Source organism: Salmonella sp. SAL03688 (assembly GCF_046551895.1).
GTDB lineage: Bacteria > Pseudomonadota > Gammaproteobacteria > Enterobacterales > Enterobacteriaceae > Salmonella > Salmonella enterica.
The window spans coordinates 1-273 of the sequence record NZ_JBGDVI010000084.1 but is presented as its reverse complement, the minus strand read 5'-3'; the positions used below and the strand labels follow the sequence as shown (position 1 = coordinate 273).

The window sequence follows — 273 nt, the reverse complement described above, 5'->3', positions numbered from 1 at the left end:
GTGTACCCGCGGCAAGACGGAAAGACCCCGTGAACCTTTACTATAGCTTGACACTGAACATTGAGCCTTGATGTGTAGGATAGGTGGGAGGCTTTGAAGCGTGGACGCCAGTCTGCGTGGAGCCGACCTTGAAATACCACCCTTTAATGTTTGATGTTCTAACGTGGACCCGTAATCCGGGTTGCGGACAGTGTCTGGTGGGTAGTTTGACTGGGGCGGTCTCCTCCTAAAGAGTAACGGAGGAGCACGAAGGTTGGCTAATCCTGGTCGGAC

1 rRNA gene is annotated in these 273 nt (G+C 53.5%); it reads left to right on the top strand.

Annotation, left to right across the window (positions count from 1 at the left end):
• A 23S ribosomal RNA gene (locus tag ACLJR2_RS23840) occupies positions 1-273 on the top strand; the annotation flags it as partial.